Source organism: Pseudomonas arvensis, assembly GCF_056688935.1.
Window position 1 is genome coordinate 1,818,531 of the sequence record NZ_CP162038.1, and the last position, 13,326, is coordinate 1,831,856.

Consider the following 13,326-nt stretch of genomic DNA (forward strand, 5'->3'; position numbering starts at 1 on the left):
GAGATTGGCACAGCCATTGTGCGTTGCTGTGCGTTTCCGCGCCAGGGCCGACTGCGTAGCATGCGAGGCCTGGGATTATGGAGTAATGAGCGGTGTGGGATTTAGCGATGTACCTCGTATTGGGCGCGGCCTTGGGCACGGTTGGCGGGCTGTTTGGCATCGGCGGCGGGCTGATTGCGATCCCGGTGCTCGGCGTATTGTTTGGCCTGGATCAACAGATCGCCCAAGGCACCGCGCTGGTGATGGTGGTGCCGAACGTGATGCTCGCCCTGTGGCGTTATCACCAGCGCAACCGGATTGAACTGCGTCACGCGCTGCCGCTGGGCATCACGGGTTTCAGCTTTGCCTGGTTGGGCTCGATCTGGGCAGTGGGCCTGGACGCAGGGGCGATGCGGATTGGCTTCATTGCGTTTCTGGTGGCGTTGTCGGCCTACAACCTGTTGCGCATGTTCACCCGCAACGCACCGCCGACCGCGCAGATGCGTTATTCCTGGCCCTGGCTGGGCGTGCTGGGCGCCGCGTCCGGCTCCATGGGCGGCTTGTTTGGTGTAGGCGGGGCCGTGGTGGCCACGCCGGTGCTGACCAGTGTGTTCGGCACTACCCAAGTGGTCGCCCAAGGCTTGTCCCTGGCCTTGGCCCTGCCCAGCACCGGCGTGACCCTGGTCACCTACGCCTGGCACCACGAAGTGGATTGGATGATCGGCATACCCCTGGCAGTGGGTGGCCTGCTCAGTATCAGTTGGGGCGTGAAAGTTGCCCATGCCTTGCCCGAGCGTTTGTTGCGTGGCCTGTTCTGCGGCTTCCTGGTGGTGTGCGCGGTGATGCTGACCTTTAAACTCTGAAGCCTTCCAGAATGTACTCGGCCAGGCATTCGGTGATCGGCGAGGTGATGTGCGGGTTGCGCAGCAAGTGCAGATTCATCGACGGCAGCGGTGGGAACCCCTCGTCGCTGCCGAGTATGCGCAAGTCGTCGGTCACCAGGCTTTCCATGCAGATCATCGCGGCGAGGCCGGCACTCACCACCGCCTGGATCGCCGCGACGTTGGTGCTGTGGTACGCCAGGCGATAGTCCCGGCCGCAGGCATCCAGTGCGGCACGGGTCCACTGCGTATACAGGCAGTCGTCGCCGGAAACCGCCAGGGGCACGGCGTCGTGTTCCTCCACGCAGAAGCACGGCGCTGCTGCCCAGACCATCCGCTCAGTGCGCAACAGTTCGCCGATTTCTTTGCCGGGCTCCCGGCTGATCACGGTCAGCGCCAGGTCCCGCCGCTGCATCAGCACCGTTGACGACTCGCAATGCAGCTCGATCTGGATCAGCGGGTACGCCTTGGAAAATTGCTTGAGGATCCCCGGCAGGAAGCGCATCACGTAGTCGTCCGGCGTGCCGATCCGCACCAGCCCCACCATATGCGGCTCGCGCAGGGTGTTGAACACCTCGCTGTGCAGTTTCAGGATGCGCCGCGCATAACCCAGCAACACCTGGCCCTCGGGTGTCAGTCGCACCTGCCGGCCATCGCGCTCGAACAGCTTGCGCTGCAACACGTCTTCTTCCAGACGCTTCATCTGCATGCTTACCGCCGATTGAGTGCGGTTGACCAGCTCGCCAGCGCGGGTAAAACCGCCCTGGTCAGCGATGGCAACGAAGGTACGCAGCACTTCAGTGTCGATGCTCGGGTAGCCGGACAATTGATCAATCTCCGAGATGTGTTGCATAAGAAACATTCGTTGGATTGATCATAGTGCCCCGCACACACTGGCGTCATCCCCAAGGGAGGGCGAGAAGATGAAAGGTCAGAAAGGTTACGTGGTGATGGCGAAGCATCCGTTTGCCGGGTTGTTTCAAAGGATTGCCCGCTGGCAGGCATTGCGCTACGAACGCCAGATGCTGGCGAGCATGAGCGATGATGCGCTCAAGGACATCGGCCTCAGCCGCGCCGATGTGGAACAGGAAACCCATCGGCATTTCTGGGAAGACCCGCTGCGAAAATGACCCGGGATGCAGTAGGGTAGGTCGCGAGCCCTCAAGGAGTTTTCCATGCCTGCCGACCTGTCCTTTTCACTCAAGCAAGCTCGACGCATGGCGCTGGCGGCCCAGGGTTTTTCCGGGCGCCAGCCGCCTGCGCAGATCAAGGCCGCGCACCTCAACCGATTGATCGACCGCCTGGGCGTGTTGCAGATTGATTCGGTCAACGCCGTGGTGCGTTCTCATTACCTGCCGCTGTTTTCCCGCCTGGGTCACTATTCCCCTTTACTGCTTGAGGAGGCTGCCTGGAGCCAGGGCCGGCGGCGTTCGCTGTTCGAATACTGGGGGCATGAAGCCTCGCTATTGCCCATGGCGTTGTACCCATTGATGCGGTGGCGCATGGTGCGGGCGCAGCAGGGCCAGGGCATTTATGCGCAGATGGCGCGTTTTGGGCGCGAGCAGCAGGCCATCACTCAGCGTGTGCTCAAGACCGTTGAACAACAGGGCGCACTCGGCGCCGGCAGCCTGTCCACCCGTGAGGAGCGCGCCGGCCCCTGGTGGGACTGGAGTAATGAAAAGCACGCGCTGGAATGGTTGTTTGCTGCCGGGCTGGTCACCGTGGCCGGACGACGTGGTTTCGAGCGCCTTTACGACTTGCCCGAGCGCGTCATGCCCGATGACATTCTTCAGCAAGCGCCGTTGGCTGAAGCCGAGGCCCAGCGTAGGTTGTTGCTGCACAGTGCCACCGCCCTGGGGGTCAGCACTGAAAAAGATTTGCGTGATTACTTTCGCCTCGACCCTGCCGACAGTCGCGCCCGCTTGGCTGAGTTGGTGGAGAACGGCCAATTGCTGACCTGCCGGGTTCAGGGCTGGAAGCAGTCGGCATATTGTCTGCCGGAGCCAAAAACGCCGCGCAACGTACCGGCCAGCGCCTTGCTGTCGCCCTTTGACTCGTTGATCTGGGAACGCGCCCGCACTGAGCGCCTGTTCGATTTCCGTTACCGACTGGAGATCTACACCCCGCAAGACAAACGGGTGTATGGCTATTACGTGCTGCCGTTTTTGCACAACGAGCGGATCGCCGCCCGCGTCGACCTGCGGGCCGAACGCGCCAATGGGCGCTTGGCGGTGCATGCGGTGCACGAGGAAGAGCCTGGGCTGGATGAGGAGGGGATGCTGGCGCTGGCGCAGCATCTGCGGCAAATGGCGCAATGGTTGGGGCTTGAGCAGGTGCAGATCAATTGCCAACGGCCAAGTGCCGCTCGGCTGCGGCTTGCTGGGCTCTAGGGCCCCATCGGGGGCAAGCCCCCTCCCACATTTGGATTTGTGAACGCAGTCAAACTGTGGGAGGGGGCTTGCCCCCGATGGCCTCAGTCCTGTCAGCCAAAATCTCAGCGCTTGACCTGTTTCAAGGTCTCGGCAATCAGAAACGCCAGCTCCAGCGACTGATCGGCATTCATCCGTGGGTCGCAATGGGTGTGATAGCGGTCCGACAAGCCATCCTCGGTGATTGGCCGCGCGCCGCCGATGCACTCGGTGACGTTCTGCCCGGTCATCTCGATATGAATTCCGCCGGCGTAGCTGCCCTCGGCCTGGTGCACCTGGAAGAATTCTTTCACTTCGCCGAGGATCTGCGCAAAGTCGCGGGTCTTGTAGCCGCTGCTGGCCTTGATGGTGTTGCCATGCATCGGGTCCGAGCTCCACAGCACCTGCTTGCCCTCGCGCTGTACGGCGCGGATCAGGTTGGGCAGGTGGTCGCCGACCTTGCCTGCGCCCATGCGGGCGATCAGGTTCAAGCGGCCTGGGTCGTTGTCCGGGTTGAGGATGTCGATCAGGCGGATCAGGTCGTCGGGGTTCATGCTCGGGCCGACCTTGACCCCGATCGGGTTGTTAACGCCGCGCAGAAACTCGACGTGGGCGCCATCCAACTGGCGGGTGCGGTCGCCGATCCACAGCATATGGGCCGAACAGTCGTAGTAGTCGTTGGTTAGGCTGTCACGGCGTACGAAAGCTTGTTCGTAGTTCAGCAGCAGCGCTTCGTGGGCGGTGAAGAAGCTGGTTTCGCGCAGTTGCGGCGAGCTGTCCATGCCGCAGGCACGCATGAAGGCCAGGGTTTCGTCGATGCGGTCCGCCAGTTGGCTGTACTTCTCGGCCAGCGCGGAGTTGGCGATAAAGTCCAGGTTCCACTGATGAACCTGGTGCAGGTCGGCGAAACCGCCCTGGGCGAAGGCGCGCAGCAGGTTGAGGGTGGCGGTGGACTGGTGGTACGACTGCAACAGGCGGTCCGGGTCGGGTACGCGGCTTTTTTCGTCAAAGCCGATGCCGTTGACGATATCGCCACGGTAGGCGGGCAGGGTGATGCCGTCGATGGTCTCGTCGTTGGATGAGCGCGGCTTGGCGAACTGGCCGGCCATGCGCCCGACTTTCACCACCGGGCAGCCGGCGGCGAAGGTCATCACAATCGCCATCTGCAACAACACCTTGAAGGTGTCGCGGATTTTCGCCGCAGAAAACTCAACGAAGCTTTCGGCGCAGTCACCGCCTTGCAACAGGAAGGCGCGACCCTGAGTCACTTCGGCAAACTGGCGGCGCAACTCACGGGCTTCCCCGGCAAACACCAGCGGCGGGTAGCTGGCCAGGTTCTGCTCCACCCGCAACAGGTGTGCGGCGTCCGGGTACTGGGGTTGTTGCTGGATCGGCAGGGCGCGCCAGCTGTCGGGGCTCCAGGGTTGGCTCATCATGAACTCGATTGGCTGATTGACGGTCGGGCGCCAATGTTATCAGCAATTAGTGCGTGACCTGCTGCTGCCGGTTGGCCGACAATCGCGCCTTTGGCGTAGAGCAAACCCGTTAGGAGTAGTGATGACAGAGGAGCGTGTCGAGCGCTTGCTGGCCGAGGTCCATGATGACTTCGGCATGATCCGTGTGCTCGAAGTGGCCGATTACCGGTTTCTCGAATTCGGCGACGCCATCGAGCAGAGCTGCGTGTTCACCGCCGATCCGAGCTGGCTGGAGTACGACTACACCCGCGCGATGCTGATCGGCGCGTTGTGCCATGAACAGCCGGAAAGCGCGTTGTTCCTCGGTCTCGGCGCTGGCACGTTGACCCAGGCGTGCCTGAAGTTCTTGCCCCTGGAAGACGTCGAAGCCATCGAGCTGCGCCCGGACGTACCACGTCTGGCCATCGAGTACCTGGGGTTGGACGATGATCCGCGCCTGTACATCCGCATCGGCGACGCCCTGGAATTGCTGGAGACTGCCGAATCGGCCGACCTGATTTTCGTCGACCTTTATACCGATGTCGGCCCGGGCGTCGGGCACCTGGCCTGGACGTTCCTGGAAAACTGCCAGAAAAAGCTCAACCCCGGTGGTTGGCTGGTGATCAACCAGTGGGCGACTGACGACGGTAAACCACTGGGCGCGGCGTTGTTGCGTGGGCTGTATCACCGGCATTACTGGGAGCTGCCGGTGAAGGAGGGCAATGTAATTTTGCTGGTGCCTTCGGAGTTGGATCAGGTGCTGGATCTGGCTGCGCTTTCTAATCGGGCCGAAGTGTTGGCGCCGCGTCTGGGGTATTCGTTGCAACCGTTGATCAAGGCGATTCGGCCGGCTACTTAGTTGTCTGTGCTGACGTCATCGGGGGCAAGCACCCTCCCACATTGGACCGCATTCTCCTGTGGGAGGGGGCTTGCCCTGATGGCGCCGTAGTTGCCAATTCAAATGCCTTTGAATACCCCCGGCCGCTTCTCGATCATCGCCCGTACACCTTCCTTGGCATCTGCACTGTTAAACAGCTTGTCGACCATCGGCGGCAAGGCGGCGGCGGCCACGGTCTCACCCTCCATGCGCGCCAGTCGCGCCGACATCAAGGTAGCCTGCACGCCCAGCGGAGCCTGGCGCGCAATGCGGTTGGCCAGTTCAATGGCGCGGGGCAGCAAGTCTTCGCTGGCCATCACTTCCTGCACCAGACCCAGGCGCAGGGCTTCATGGGCGTCGAACTCATCGCCAGTGAGCAGCCAGCGCATGGCGTTGCCCCAGCCGGCGATCTGATGGAAGCGCAATGTCGCACCGCCAAACGGAAAGATCCCACGCTGTACTTCCATCTGCGCAAAGCGCGTGTTGCTCGCACAGAGGTTGATATCCGCTGCCAGCATCAATTCGATACCGATGGTCAGGCAGTAGCCTTGGGCGGCGACGATCACCGGTTTGCTTACCCGCGGACCCGCGAACACGCCCCACGGATCGCAGCCCCCCAGCGGCGGTTGCCAGCCGCCGGCCATCACGGCGCTGACATTGGCCAGGTCCAGCCCGGCGGTGAAGTGGTCGCCGTGGGCAAAGACGACAGCGACCCGCGCAGCGTCGTTTCGATCAAATTCGCCATACGCCAGGCTCAGCTCATTGAGCAAATCCAGGTCAAAGGCATTGCGCTTGGCCACCCGGTCCAGGCCCAACAGCAGGACATGGCCCTGGAGTTCACGGCTGACGCGGCTGCTGCTGGCTTGATTCATCGGGTGTGCCCTCGGGCGCAGGGAAGGATTTCAGACCAAAGGTCTCGAACATTGGGTGAATCGTTTAAGCGTTATCACCAACAGGGCCGGGCCTTTGAAAAATAGACCCTGGCCGGCTTATCTGCAAAGACTGTGACGCAGCGCGGTTTATCGGCGCTTTGCGATAAAAAAAGCTCCCTTTTTCAGGTATTTCCGGTATAGTGCGCGCCGGCCTTTAACCGGGCCGCGTTTAGGTAGCGCAATTCCCCGAAGTCAGCTTCGGCTGCACGTCCGCACAGCGGACTCTCCCTTGACGAATCTTTTTCATTCATTCGTTTTCGCAAATCCCCGCCGACAAAGCAGCCAGGGCGACTCTTGAGTCTCAACACGGCATGCGCAGCTTTGGAGCATGGGTCTTTGCGGATGCACTCAGAGGCAGACCCATGACCCAGGAAACCGGCGGCTTCGCCGCTTTTAATCTTAACCCGAACATTCTTGCTGCCGTCATTGCGACCGGCTACGAAGAACCTTCGGCGATTCAGCAGCAATCGATCCCGATCATCATGGCCGGCCAGGACATGATTGGCCAGGCGCAAACCGGTACCGGTAAAACCGCCGCGTTCGCCCTGCCTATCCTGCACTGCATCGATCCTGCCAAGCGCGAGCCGCAAGCCCTGATCCTGGCGCCAACCCGTGAGTTGGCGCTGCAAGTAGCAACCGCTTTTGAAACCTACGCCAAGCAAATGCCAGGCGTTACCGTTGTTGCCGTTTACGGCGGCGCGCCGATGGGCCCGCAACTGAAAGCCATCCGTAATGGCGCTCAGATCGTTGTGGCGACCCCAGGCCGCCTGTGCGACCACCTGCGTCGCGACGAAAAAGTACTGTCGACCGTGAACCACCTGGTTCTCGACGAAGCTGACGAAATGTTGAAGCTGGGCTTCATGGATGACCTGGAAGTCATCTTCAAGGCGCTGCCACCGACCCGTCAGACCGTACTGTTCTCGGCCACTCTGCCACAGTCGATCCGTGCCATTGCCGAACGCCACCTGCGCGATCCGCAACACGTGAAGATCCAGACCAAGACTCAGACCGTTACCGCGATCGAACAGGCTCACCTGTTGGTTCACGCTGACCAGAAGACCTCGGCTGTATTGAGCCTGCTGGAAGTCGAAGACTTCGATGCCCTGATCATGTTCGTGCGTACCAAGCAAGCGACCCTGGACCTGGCAAGTGCCCTGGAAGCCAAAGGCTACAAAGCCGCTGCGCTGAACGGTGACATCGCCCAGAACCAACGCGAGCGCGTGATCGACTCCCTCAAGGATGGCCGTCTGGACATCGTTGTAGCGACCGACGTAGCCGCTCGTGGTCTCGACGTTCCACGTATCACCCACGTGTTCAACGTTGACATGCCTTACGATCCAGAGTCCTACGTTCACCGTATCGGCCGTACCGGCCGTGCAGGTCGCGAAGGTCGTGCACTGTTGCTGGTGACTCCACGTGAGCGCCGCATGCTGCAAGTGATCGAGCGTGTAACCGGTCAGAAAGTTGCCGAAGTCCGCCTGCCGGATGCCCAGGCTGTTCTCGATGCCCGCATCAAGAAACTGACCAACAGCCTGTCGCCACTGGTGGCTGACGCTGAATCGACCCACGGCGACCTGCTCGACCGCCTGACCGCCGATATCGGCTGCACCCCACGTGCCCTGGCTGCAGCTCTGCTGCGCAAGGCAACAAACGGTCAGGCCCTGACCCTGGCAGCCATCGAGAAAGAACGCCCGCTGGTACCGAACAACGCGCCACGCGGTGATCGTCCAGAGCGTACTGGCGACCGTCCAGACCGTGGTGAACGTGAGCGTCGTGCTCCGGTTCCATTGGCTGAAGGTCGTGCTCGTTGCCGTACCGCGCTGGGCGCGCGTGACGGTATCGCTGCCAAGAACCTGCTGGGCGCTATCCTCAACGAGGGTGGCCTGGCACGTGAAGCCATCGGTCGCATCCAGGTCCGTGACAGCTTCTCCCTGGTGGAGCTGCCGGAAGACGGTCTGGAAAAGCTGCTGACCAAACTGAAAGACACTCGCGTTGCCGGTAAGCAGCTGAAGCTGCGTCGCTACCGCGAAGATTGATCCGCCCTTGGGCTGATTGATCGCACATAAAAAATCCCCGACTGGTTCGGGGATTTTTTTTGCGTCGCTGTTTTAACCATTACGAGTTAGCCGAAGCGGTAAATGTCCATGCCCAGCGCGCCCATGGTGAAACCTTGGTGCGCGATGCTGAAACCCCCGCCCGCACCACGCGCAAAGTAGAGCGGCAACAGGTGTTCATCGCTTGGATGGCTGCGAACTGCGTAGGGCGCTTGGCGGCGATAGTCGTGCAGTGCGGCTTCGTCGTTGGCAACAAGCTTCTCCACGACCCAGTCGCGGAAACCCCTCGCCCAAGGCTCGATGCTTTCAGGCCCGGCGTGCCAGTCCAGTTCGCCCAGGTTGTGAGTGATACTGCCGGAACCGATCAGCAGAACACCTTGCTCGCGCAAGCTGGCCAAGGCATGGCCGACTTGTGTCTGCAGGGCAGGGCCCATGTGGCTGGGCAGGGACACCTGCACCACCGGGATATCCGCGGCGGGGTACATCAGCGACAGCGGCACCCAAGTGCCGTGGTCGAAAGGGCGCTGGTCGTCAATGCGCGGATTCAGGCCATCGGCGTGCAACAGTTGGACAATCTCGCGGGCCAGTTGCGGGTCGCCCGGCGCCGGGTATTGCACGGCAAACAGTTCACGGGGGAAGCCGCCGAAGTCGTGCCAGGTTTCCGGTGCGGCGCTGCCGCTGACAAGCAAATCCTGGCTTTCCCAATGCGCCGACACCACCACGATTGCCTTCGGGCGGGGCAGCTCGGCCGCCAGGCGTTGCAGCGCCGGGCCGCTGGCGCCAGGTTGCAGGGCGAGCATGGGCGAACCGTGTGAGATAAACAGGCTAGGGAGCATAAGTGGGGTCCTGAGCGTTAACATGGGCCCATCTTCAATCAGATCATTGATCTAAATCTAATATAAGTTTTAGTGCCTTTTGATCGAGATTTCTGGGGGATCCATGGAACCTAAGTTTTGGCAGGAGCGCTGGGCGCGCAATCAGATCGGCTTCCATCGGTCCGAGGTCAACCCTTACCTGCAGCGGCACTGGCGTTCGTTGGGGCTTGCCGAGGGGGCCAAAGTACTGGTGCCGCTGTGTGGCAAAAGCCTGGACTTGATGTGGCTGGCCAGCCACGGCTATCGCGTGCTCGGCGTTGAACTGTCGGAGCAAGCGGTTGAAGCCTTCTTCAGTGAGCAGAACCTGACGCCGCGAACCACTCGGCACGGCGCGTTCAAGGTGTACCAGGCGGATTTGATCGAAGTGTGGTGCGGTGATTTCTTCGCCCTCGACGCTGAGGTGCTGGCTGATTGCACTGCGCTCTACGACCGCGCCGCCCTGATCGCCTTGCCACCGCTGATGCGCGCGCAGTACGCCGAGCATCTGAACAGCCGCTTGCGCCCAGGCTGCCAAGGATTGCTCATCACCCTCGACTACGACCAGACGCAAAAGGCCGGCCCGCCGTTTGCGGTGACGGATGACGAGGTGAAGGTGCTGCTGGGAGCGCACTGGAGCCCGCAGGTGGTCGAAAAGCAAGACATTCTTGGTGAGAGCTGGAAGTTCGTGCAGGACGGCGTCACGGGCTTGGACGAGCGTGTCTACAAAATGGCGCGGGTATAAAGGGGCGCCCACAAAAAAGGGGCGATCCGATCGCCCCTTTTTTGCATTACCGGGTATCAGCCCCGACGACGTAGCGCGTCAATACGCTCTTCCAGCGGTGGGTGGCTCATGAACATGCGCGCCAGGCCCTGCTTGATGCCGCCGTTGATGCCGAAGGCGGTCAGGCTGTCAGGCATGTGCACCGGCAGGCCCTGTTCGGAGCGCAGGCGTTGCAGCGCACTGATCATTGCGCTGGTGCCCGCCAGGCGTGCGCCGGCTTCGTCTGCCCGGAACTCGCGTTTGCGCGAGAACCACATCACGATCGCACTGGCCAGGAAGCCCAGTACCACTTCGGCAAAGATGGTCGCCACGAAGTAGGCGATACCGCGACCGCCTTCGTTCTTGAAGATCACCTTGTCGACAAAATTACCGATGATCCGCGCAAAGAACATCACGAAGGTGTTCACCACGCCTTGCACCAGTGCCAGGGTGATCATGTCGCCGTTGGCAACGTGGCCAATCTCGTGCGCGAGTACTGCCTTCACTTCATCGGGTGAGAAACGTTCGAGCAGGCCCTGGCTGACGGCCACGAGCGCGTCGTTCTTGTTCCAGCCCGTTGCAAAGGCGTTGGCCTCATAAGCAGGGAAAATCCCGACTTCGGGCATTTTGATACCTGCCTCTTGGGACAACTGCTCCACGGTTTGCATCAGCCATTGTTCATGGCGAGTGCGTGGTTGGGTGATGACCTGGGTGCTGGTGCTCATCTTCGCCATCCACTTGGAGATGAACAGCGAGAACAGCGAGCCGGCAAAACCAAAGACCGCACAGAAAATCAGCAGCTGATTGAGGTTCAGATCAACCCCGTTGGCCGCCATGAACCCGTTGAAGCCGAAAAGGCTCAGGGTGATGCTGGCAATCAGCACGACCGCCAGGTTGGTGGCCAAGAACAGCAGGATGCGCATCATGGTTGTAGAGTTCTCCTCATGCTTAATATGTCGCTTACTGCGGGGTATATAAGGTGCGGCATGGGGTGATTCAACCGAGCGACTATTTCAAACTGTGTCCTACAGCTCGAATGTAGAGTCTTGAAGGGATTTTCCGGCCGGGAATGCTACCCCTTACAAGCCGTTCATGGTCTTGTGGCCCAACAATTATAGGGGGCTTGAGGCCATAGAGCGGCACGGGCGGTATGAGGGGAGGGGTGAAGACAGAGAAGTGTTGCCAGATAATCGCTGTACGACCGAATGTCGGTCGTACAGCGTCATATCCCCTACTGGCGATAGGACTTGAGGAAATTGCCGATACGTCCAATCGCCATGTCCAGGTCATCCACACGCGGTAAGGTAACCACGCGGAAGTGATCCGGCCACGGCCAGTTGAACGCGGTGCCCTGCACCACCAGCAGTTTTTCCGACAGCAGCAAGTCGAGCACGAACTTCTCGTCGTTGAGGATCGGGCACACCTTCGGGTCGATCCGTGGGAACGCGTACAACGCACCCATGGGTTTCACGCAGCTCACGCCCGGGATCGCGTTGAGCAGTTCCCACGTGCGGTTGCGCTGCTCCAGCAGGCGGCCCTGGGGCAGAACCAGGTCATTGATGCTCTGGTAGCCGCCCAGTGCGGTCTGGATTGCGTGTTGGCTCGGCACGTTGGCACACAGGCGCATGTTGGCCAGCATGTCGATACCTTCGATGTAGCTCTGGGCGTTGTGCTTGGGACCGGAGATGGCGATCCAGCCGGAGCGGAAGCCCGCCACGCGGTAGGACTTGGACAGGCCGTTGAAGGTCAGGCACAGCAGGTCCGGCGCCAGGGAGCCCGTGCAGATATGGACCGCATCGTCGTAGAGAATCTTGTCGTAGATCTCGTCGGAGAACACCACCAGGTTGTGCTGGCGGGCCAGTTCGAGCATGCCCAGCAGCACTTCTTTAGAGTAAACCGCGCCGGTAGGGTTGTTCGGGTTGATGATCACCAGTGCCTTGGTGTTCGGGGTGATCTTGGCCTTGATGTCGGCCAGGTCCGGGAACCAATCGGCGCCCTCGTCGCACAGGTAGTGCACCGGGTGGCCACCGGCCAGGGTCACGGCGGCGGTCCACAGTGGATAGTCCGGTGCTGGTACCAGCACTTCGTCGCCGTTGTTGAGCAGCGCCTGCATGGACATCACGATCAGCTCGGACACGCCATTGCCCAGGTAGATGTCTTCGATGCCGACACCTTCAACCTGCTTCTGCTGGTAGTACTGCATCACCGCCTTGCGTGCGCTGAACAGGCCCTTGGAGTCGCTGTAGCCCTGTGCGGTAGGCAGGTTGCGGATCACGTCCTGGAGGATTTCGTCCGGCGCTTCGAAACCAAAGGGCGCCGGGTTGCCAATGTTCAGCTTGAGGATGCGATGGCCTTCCTCTTCCAGGCGCTTGGCGTGCTTGAGCACTGGGCCGCGAATGTCATAGCAGACGTTGGCGAGCTTGTTCGATTTGCTGACCTGCATGGCGATGTGATCCTGAAAATGAACGATCCAGACGGTGTGGACACTACCGTACTGTGAAACCTGCGGGGCCCGCACCCATAAATACGTTTGAATGCCGATAGCGCGGGTGCCAGACTGGCGTTTTGAAGAGGCGCAATCATACGTGCCGCCTGATCCATGGAAAAGACACAGATCAGGCTTTTTCAGTTGCCGAGGTGTACCGATGGATAAGTTGCAGAAAACCGTTGAAGAGTGGAAAGCCATGCTCGATCCCGAGCAGTACAACGTGTGCCGGCTCAAAGGTACCGAGCGCCCGTTCAGCGGCAAGTACAACGGCACCAAGACCGACGGCGTGTACCACTGCATCTGCTGCAATGCGCCGCTGTTCGACTCCGCCACCAAATTTGATTCCGGCTGCGGCTGGCCGAGCTTTTACGCGCCGATTGCCGACAGCGCGATGATCGAGATCCGTGACGTCAGCCACGGCATGATCCGCACCGAAGTCACCTGCGCCAAGTGTGATGCGCATCTGGGCCATGTATTCCCGGATGGTCCGCCGCCGACCGGTCTGCGTTATTGCATCAACTCGGTGTGCCTGGACCTGGTCCCGCGCTGAGTACTCGCGGTGAGGGAGCCTGCTCCCTCATCCCGTGCCCATAAGGCACTATCATTCCGATCAATTCAATTGCACACAATTGAATCGCC

At 60.9% G+C, this 13,326-nt stretch carries 13 protein-coding genes; 7 read left to right on the top strand and 6 right to left on the bottom strand.

The annotated features are described in order from the left end of the window. The first annotated feature begins 92 nt into the window (after positions 1-92). Positions 93-842, top strand: coding sequence for a sulfite exporter TauE/SafE family protein (locus AB3G88_RS08360; RefSeq protein ID WP_099586807.1), 750 nt, complete (start codon positions 93-95; stop codon positions 840-842). On the opposite strand, the gene AB3G88_RS08365 is transcribed toward AB3G88_RS08360, so the two are convergent. Then, positions 832-1,713: a LysR family transcriptional regulator gene (locus tag AB3G88_RS08365; protein ID WP_191947427.1), complete on the bottom strand. Its 882-nt coding sequence runs from the start codon at positions 1,711-1,713 to the stop codon at positions 832-834. The two genes, AB3G88_RS08360 and AB3G88_RS08365, sit on opposite strands and share 11 nt — an antisense overlap. Before the next feature lie 70 nt (positions 1,714-1,783). Between AB3G88_RS08365 and AB3G88_RS08370 the strand changes: the two genes are divergently transcribed. After that, positions 1,784-1,990 (top strand): DUF1127 domain-containing protein, encoded by a 207-nt coding sequence (locus tag AB3G88_RS08370; protein ID WP_244643707.1) that lies wholly within the window; start codon positions 1,784-1,786, stop codon positions 1,988-1,990. A 45-nt stretch (positions 1,991-2,035) separates the two neighbouring features. Continuing rightward, positions 2,036-3,250 carry a winged helix-turn-helix domain-containing protein gene (locus tag AB3G88_RS08375; RefSeq protein WP_480453670.1) on the top strand — a complete coding sequence of 405 codons (1,215 nt, stop codon included), beginning with the start codon at positions 2,036-2,038 and terminating at the stop codon, positions 3,248-3,250. A 104-nt stretch (positions 3,251-3,354) separates the two neighbouring features. Here AB3G88_RS08375 and AB3G88_RS08380 read toward each other — a convergent pair whose 3' ends face one another. Beyond that, positions 3,355-4,701, bottom strand: coding sequence for a class II 3-deoxy-7-phosphoheptulonate synthase (locus tag AB3G88_RS08380; protein WP_112194251.1), 1,347 nt, complete (start codon positions 4,699-4,701; stop codon positions 3,355-3,357). Positions 4,702-4,825: 124 nt separating this feature from the next. Here AB3G88_RS08380 and AB3G88_RS08385 point away from each other — a divergent pair, with 124 nt between their 5' ends. Continuing rightward, a complete protein-coding gene (locus AB3G88_RS08385) occupies positions 4,826-5,581 on the top strand; it encodes a spermidine synthase (protein WP_112194253.1) in 756 nt (251 codons plus the stop codon). Positions 5,582-5,679: 98 nt separating this feature from the next. Here AB3G88_RS08385 and AB3G88_RS08390 read toward each other — a convergent pair whose 3' ends face one another. Further along, positions 5,680-6,471 (bottom strand): crotonase/enoyl-CoA hydratase family protein, encoded by a 792-nt coding sequence (locus AB3G88_RS08390; protein WP_099586801.1) that lies wholly within the window; start codon positions 6,469-6,471, stop codon positions 5,680-5,682. 422 nt (positions 6,472-6,893) lie between these two features. Between AB3G88_RS08390 and AB3G88_RS08395 the strand changes: the two genes are divergently transcribed. Continuing rightward, positions 6,894-8,567: a DEAD/DEAH box helicase gene (locus tag AB3G88_RS08395; RefSeq protein WP_480453673.1), complete on the top strand. Its 1,674-nt coding sequence runs from the start codon at positions 6,894-6,896 to the stop codon at positions 8,565-8,567. Between the two features lie 86 nt (positions 8,568-8,653). On the opposite strand, the gene AB3G88_RS08400 is transcribed toward AB3G88_RS08395, so the two are convergent. Then, on the bottom strand, positions 8,654-9,421 hold the full coding sequence (locus tag AB3G88_RS08400) for a DODA-type extradiol aromatic ring-opening family dioxygenase (protein WP_112194255.1): 768 nt from the start codon (positions 9,419-9,421) through the stop codon (positions 8,654-8,656). 103 nt (positions 9,422-9,524) lie between these two features. Between AB3G88_RS08400 and AB3G88_RS08405 the strand changes: the two genes are divergently transcribed. Next, positions 9,525-10,181, top strand: a complete 657-nt coding sequence (locus AB3G88_RS08405) for a thiopurine S-methyltransferase (RefSeq protein WP_480453674.1) — start codon at positions 9,525-9,527, stop codon at positions 10,179-10,181. A gap of 56 nt (positions 10,182-10,237) precedes the next feature. Here AB3G88_RS08405 and htpX read toward each other — a convergent pair whose 3' ends face one another. Further along, positions 10,238-11,125, bottom strand: a complete 888-nt coding sequence (gene htpX / locus AB3G88_RS08410) for a protease HtpX (protein ID WP_099586798.1) — start codon at positions 11,123-11,125, stop codon at positions 10,238-10,240. 305 nt (positions 11,126-11,430) lie between these two features. Beyond that, positions 11,431-12,642 (bottom strand): pyridoxal phosphate-dependent aminotransferase, encoded by a 1,212-nt coding sequence (locus AB3G88_RS08415; RefSeq protein ID WP_017136168.1) that lies wholly within the window; start codon positions 12,640-12,642, stop codon positions 11,431-11,433. Between the two features lie 202 nt (positions 12,643-12,844). On the opposite strand from AB3G88_RS08415, the gene msrB reads away from it, so the two are divergent. Continuing rightward, the gene (msrB, locus tag AB3G88_RS08420) at positions 12,845-13,237 is read left to right on the top strand and encodes a peptide-methionine (R)-S-oxide reductase MsrB (RefSeq protein WP_191947421.1); all 393 of its coding nucleotides are present in this window, start codon (positions 12,845-12,847) and stop codon (positions 13,235-13,237) included. Positions 13,238-13,326 lie beyond the last annotated feature (89 nt).

Excerpts from the sequence above, each read along its gene's own strand:
- AB3G88_RS08400 (WP_112194255.1), bottom strand. The coding sequence starts at position 9,421 with ATGCTCCCTAGCCTGTTTATCTCACACGGTTCGCCCATGCTCGCCCTG.
- AB3G88_RS08370 (WP_244643707.1), top strand. The coding sequence starts at position 1,784 with ATGAAAGGTCAGAAAGGTTACGTGGTGATGGCGAAGCATCCGTTTGCC.
- AB3G88_RS08385 (WP_112194253.1), top strand. The coding sequence starts at position 4,826 with ATGACAGAGGAGCGTGTCGAGCGCTTGCTGGCCGAGGTCCATGATGAC.
- AB3G88_RS08405 (WP_480453674.1), top strand. The coding sequence starts at position 9,525 with ATGGAACCTAAGTTTTGGCAGGAGCGCTGGGCGCGCAATCAGATCGGC.
- AB3G88_RS08415 (WP_017136168.1), bottom strand. The coding sequence starts at position 12,642 with ATGCAGGTCAGCAAATCGAACAAGCTCGCCAACGTCTGCTATGACATT.
- htpX (WP_099586798.1), bottom strand. The coding sequence starts at position 11,125 with ATGATGCGCATCCTGCTGTTCTTGGCCACCAACCTGGCGGTCGTGCTG.
- AB3G88_RS08390 (WP_099586801.1), bottom strand. The coding sequence starts at position 6,471 with ATGAATCAAGCCAGCAGCAGCCGCGTCAGCCGTGAACTCCAGGGCCAT.
- AB3G88_RS08375 (WP_480453670.1), top strand. The coding sequence starts at position 2,036 with ATGCCTGCCGACCTGTCCTTTTCACTCAAGCAAGCTCGACGCATGGCG.
- AB3G88_RS08365 (WP_191947427.1), bottom strand. The coding sequence starts at position 1,713 with ATGCAACACATCTCGGAGATTGATCAATTGTCCGGCTACCCGAGCATC.
- AB3G88_RS08395 (WP_480453673.1), top strand. The coding sequence starts at position 6,894 with ATGACCCAGGAAACCGGCGGCTTCGCCGCTTTTAATCTTAACCCGAAC.
- msrB (WP_191947421.1), top strand. The coding sequence starts at position 12,845 with ATGGATAAGTTGCAGAAAACCGTTGAAGAGTGGAAAGCCATGCTCGAT.
- AB3G88_RS08380 (WP_112194251.1), bottom strand. The coding sequence starts at position 4,701 with ATGAGCCAACCCTGGAGCCCCGACAGCTGGCGCGCCCTGCCGATCCAG.